Origin of the sequence: Streptomyces sp. LS1784, from assembly GCF_020103755.1 — a bacterium.
Classification (GTDB): domain Bacteria; phylum Actinomycetota; class Actinomycetes; order Streptomycetales; family Streptomycetaceae; genus Kitasatospora.
The window spans coordinates 1-3,913 of the sequence record NZ_JAHSQD010000682.1 but is presented as its reverse complement, the minus strand read 5'-3'; the positions used below and the strand labels follow the sequence as shown (position 1 = coordinate 3,913).

The window sequence follows — 3,913 nt, the reverse complement described above, 5'->3', positions numbered from 1 at the left end:
AGCCGGCGGCCGCCCGCCACGATGTCCGCCACCGGGGCCGGGCCGATCCGCGCGCCGGCCGCCGCCTCGGCCAGGCCGAGCCCCACCCACAGGTCCTTGCCGTCGTCCACGCCCGCACCCACTCTGTCCGGCTCCCGGTTCATGCCACTCCTCCGATCCGTGTCGTTTCCTTGAGCTCCACCAGCGCCGTGACCTGCCGCAGCCGTGCGATGCCCTTCGCCGCGTGGCTGCGCACCGCGCCCACCGAACACCCCATGGCGGCCGCCGTCTGGCTGTCGCTCAGGTCCTCCCAGTGCCGCATCACCACCGCCTCGCGCTGGCGCGGCGGCAGGGTGGCCAGCGCGGCCAGCAGGGCCCCTCGCTGGTCGGAGCGGGCGAAGCCGTCCTCCACCCCCGGTGCGTCCGGCACCGTCTCCACCAGCAGCTCCGGCGCCCGGCGGCGCCAGCGGCGGGCGTGCTGGTTGACCAGGATCCGCCGCACGTAGGCGTACGGATCGTCGGCCCGGCGCACCTTCGGCCAGGCCGCGCAGGCCTTCTCGGCAGCGGACTGCACCAGGTCCTCGGCCGCGTACTGCTCGCCGGCCAGCAGGTACGCCGTCCGCACCAGGCGTGGCCAGGCCGCGACGATGAACGCCTGGAACCCGTCGTCCTGATCGCTCTTCGCTTCTCTCATGAGCACTTCCGAGCACCTCCTTCACCCGTCCAGAGCCCGGGGGCGGCCGCAAGCGCTTACCGGTGGCTGTGGCGGCTTCACCTTGCCCGGGAGCGACGGCGCGGGCACTACCATCCGCCGGGTGATCATTTCTCATGACGTAGCGGGCAGTGGGCCCGCCGTGGTGCTGCTGCACTCCTCGGTGTGCGACCGGCGGATGTGGGACGCGCAGTGGCAGCCGCTGATCGACGCCGGGTATCGGGTGGTCCGCTGCGACTTCCGCGGCTTCGGCGACACGCCGCTCGCGGACGGCCCGTACAGCGACACCGGGGACGTCCTGGCACTCCTCGACCACCTGGGCATCGAGACCGCCGCCCTGGTCGGCGCGTCCTACGGCGGCCGGATCGCCCTGACGGCGGCCGCGCTGCGCCCCGCGGCGGTCACCAAGCTGGCGCTGCTCGGCGCGGGCATGCCCGGACACCAGCCCAGCGACACCCTGCGCGCCTTCGGCGGCCGGGAGGACGAGCTGATCGAGGCCGGGGAGATCGACGCGGCCGTCGAGCTGAACGTCGAGTCCTGGCTCGGCCCGGAGGCCGACGAGCAGGCCCGCGCGGACGTCCGCCGGATGCAGCGCCACGCCTTCGACGTCCAGATGGAGGCGACGTTCGGCTCCGACCGCGAGGACGTCGACCTCGGCCGGATCACCGCCCCCACGCTGGCCGTGTCCGGCGCCCACGACTTCCCGGACTTCCGCGACATCGCCGCGACCCTCCCCGCCGTCCTCCCCGATGCCCGCCACCAGGAACTCCCCTGGGCGGGCCACCTCCCCAGCCTGGAACGCCCGGCCGACACCACCGACCTGCTGCTCGCCTTCCTCCGCGAGCCCGCCCCGGCCGCGCAGTAGCACCCCCGGCCCGCCCACCCACCGGAGCCCCGCTGGACCCGGCCGGAGTGGGAAGTCGGCCCGGCCGACCTTTCACTCCGCGGCTGGTTTCAGCAGGTGGCGGAGGGCTGTGGGGGTGTGGCCGAGGTGGTGGCGGAGGGTGCGGGTGAGGTGGGCCTGGTCGGCGTAGCCGAGGTCGGTGGCGAGGGTGGCGAGGCTGGGTTCGCCGGCTTCGAGGCGGTCGAGAGCGCGGGTGATGCGGACGTGGTGGCGGTGGTGGGTGAGTGAGACGCCGAGTTCGCGGGGGAAGGCGCGGCTCAGGCGGTACGGGGAGACGCCCAGGAGCTCGGCGAGGGACAGCAGGGTGCGGGAGGCCGGGTGGTCCTCGGCGATCGCCTCGCGGGCCGCTGCGACCAGGGCGCGGTCGCGGGCGGCGGACGGGCGGGCCGCCGCGGGTGTCGGCCCGAGGGCCGTACGGGTGACGGCGGTGGCCAGCAGTCCCAGCAGCTGCTCCGTGACGGCGTAGTCGACGTCCCCGGAGCGGGCGGTGGCGAGGAGGCGGCGGTGGGCGAGGCCGAGTCCGGGATCGACGTAGAGCGTTGCGGCGCCCGGCCCGGGGTCATCGCCGGCGAGGGAACGCCAGAGCGCGGGCGTCACACTGATCGAGGTGCACCGGTCGCCGCCGCTGGGGTGGGCGAAGCTCTCCTCCTCGCCCGGTGTGCCGAGGTAGCCGAGGTTCGGGTCGAGGTCGGCGGCCACCCCGGCGGCGCGACGGCGGAAGCGGCCGTGCCGGACCAGCACCATGCGGTGGCCACGGTGGACCTCCGGCGGGGACCAGCGGGCGTGATCGCTGCCGCAGGCGACCGCGCTGATGTCGAAGTCGGGCCGGGTGGCGACGGGTTCGGCGGTGAGCACGGTCGGCAGGGTACGGGCGGGGTCTGACACCCGGGTCGGTCCGACGGCCCCCTGCAAGGATGTTCAAGACCGGCACGGCGGGCCGGCGGCAGGCTGTGCACAGCAACAGCACCCGCATTCACCCGCAACCGCAGGAGCCCGCACCATGTCCGTGCTGAACCAGCCCGCCACGATCGTCCTCGACAGCGCCGACCCGCTCGCGCTCGCCGCCTTCTACCAGAAGGCCACCGGGTGGGAACTCACCCACAGCGACGAGGACTTCGCCTCCCTCGCCCCGGCCGGCGCCGCGCCCGGGCTGGCCTTCGTCCGGGTGGACGGCCACCGTGCGCCGGGCTGGCCGGAAGGCGGCGCGCGGCTGCACCTCGACTTCGCCGTCGCCGATCTTCCGGGAGCCGTCGGGGAGTTGCTGGCCCTCGGGGCCACCCGGCCCGCGTTCCAGCCGGGGGAGGGGCAGTGGGTGGTCCTGCTCGACCCGCAGGGTCACCCGTTCTGCCTGGCGCCCTCCGCCGCCGGCGACTGACCGTCCGGGTCGAGGCGGGCGAGGAGCGTGCGGCACTGGCGCTGAAGCTTCTCGTCCTCCTCGATGCTCCCGAACCGGCCTCCCCGCTGTGGCAGTTCGAGCTGTGCGCGCAGCAGCGGGACGGCCGGTGCGGCGGCGGCGCCCATCCGCTCCAGGCAGGCCGCGACGTGGCCGCCGGTGGAGGAGTTGTTCTCCCAGGCCGGGAGGAGCGCGTCGAGGACCGCCGGGATCTCGGGGGCGCCGCCGATGTCCCAGAGCGCGGTGGCGCAGTGGACGCGAACCCAGTCGTAGTCGTTGGCGAGCAGTTCACGCAGCCGGGGCAGGGCGGCCGTCGCTGCCGGGCCGATCTCGCCGAGGAGGTCCACGACCGTGAACAGTCCGAAGGGGCTGTCGGTGCCGAGCAGTTCGAGCAGTGGCGGCAGGACCTCTTCCGCGTCGCCCTCGACCGCCCGGAGCGCGCCGAGGGCGACGGGGCGGACCCTGGCCTCCGGTCCGTGTGCCAGGGCGCGGATCCGTGGCAACGCGGGGGCGGCCGCCGGGCCGAGTCGTTGCAGGGCCTGGAGCGCGGATTCGGCGATGCCCCACTGTCCTTCCCGGACGGCCGCGTCGAGGGCCTCCGTGAGGGACGGGAGCACCGCCGCGTCGCCGAGCACCCCCAGGGCACCCACGACCGACCGCACCTCCATCTCGATCCACTCCCGGGACAGGTCGAACCCCCGCAGCATCCCGGCCAGCCGGGGCGCCAACTCGCCTGTAGCAGCAGGAAGATGGCGAGCCACCTGGACGGCGCGCCAGGCGTCGTCCCCCGCGTCCAGCGCCGTCAGCAGGCCCGGCAGCGCCCGTTCGTCGCCGAGCTGCGCCAGCGCCAGGACGGCCTCCTGGTGCGCCCGGCGCCGGTGCGGCTCGGGCGAGGCCCACACCTGGGGCCCGCCCTCGGCGCGCT

The 3,913-nt window shown here is 75.2% G+C and carries 5 protein-coding genes; 2 read left to right on the top strand and 3 right to left on the bottom strand.

All coding sequences use genetic code 11. The annotated features are described in order from the left end of the window. Window positions 1–139 precede the first annotated feature (139 nt). Window positions 140–673, bottom strand: a complete 534-nt coding sequence (locus KS423_RS40445) for a SigE family RNA polymerase sigma factor (RefSeq protein WP_224284722.1) — start codon at window positions 671–673, stop codon at window positions 140–142. Between the two features lie 121 nt (window positions 674–794). Between KS423_RS40445 and KS423_RS40440 the strand changes: the two genes are divergently transcribed. Further along, window positions 795–1,556 carry an alpha/beta fold hydrolase gene (locus KS423_RS40440; protein WP_224284721.1) on the top strand — a complete coding sequence of 254 codons (762 nt, stop codon included), beginning with the start codon at window positions 795–797 and terminating at the stop codon, window positions 1,554–1,556. Between the two features lie 72 nt (window positions 1,557–1,628). Here KS423_RS40440 and KS423_RS40435 read toward each other — a convergent pair whose 3' ends face one another. Continuing rightward, window positions 1,629–2,450, bottom strand: coding sequence for an AraC family transcriptional regulator (locus KS423_RS40435; RefSeq protein WP_224284720.1), 822 nt, complete (start codon window positions 2,448–2,450; stop codon window positions 1,629–1,631). A gap of 145 nt (window positions 2,451–2,595) precedes the next feature. Here KS423_RS40435 and KS423_RS40430 point away from each other — a divergent pair, with 145 nt between their 5' ends. Next, a complete protein-coding gene (locus KS423_RS40430) occupies window positions 2,596–2,970 on the top strand; it encodes a VOC family protein (RefSeq protein WP_224284719.1) in 375 nt (124 codons plus the stop codon). Here KS423_RS40430 and KS423_RS40425 read toward each other — a convergent pair. After that, a partial coding sequence (locus KS423_RS40425; RefSeq protein ID WP_374120138.1) for a HEAT repeat domain-containing protein occupies window positions 2,931–3,913 on the bottom strand: 983 nt, incomplete at its 5' end. The two genes, KS423_RS40430 and KS423_RS40425, sit on opposite strands and share 40 nt — an antisense overlap.

What these genes read in the sequence shown, in the direction of transcription:
- KS423_RS40445 (WP_224284722.1), bottom strand. Translation starts at nt 673, where the DNA reads ATGAGAGAAGCGAAGAGCGATCAGGACGACGGGTTCCAGGCGTTCATC.
- KS423_RS40430 (WP_224284719.1), top strand. Translation starts at nt 2,596, where the DNA reads ATGTCCGTGCTGAACCAGCCCGCCACGATCGTCCTCGACAGCGCCGAC.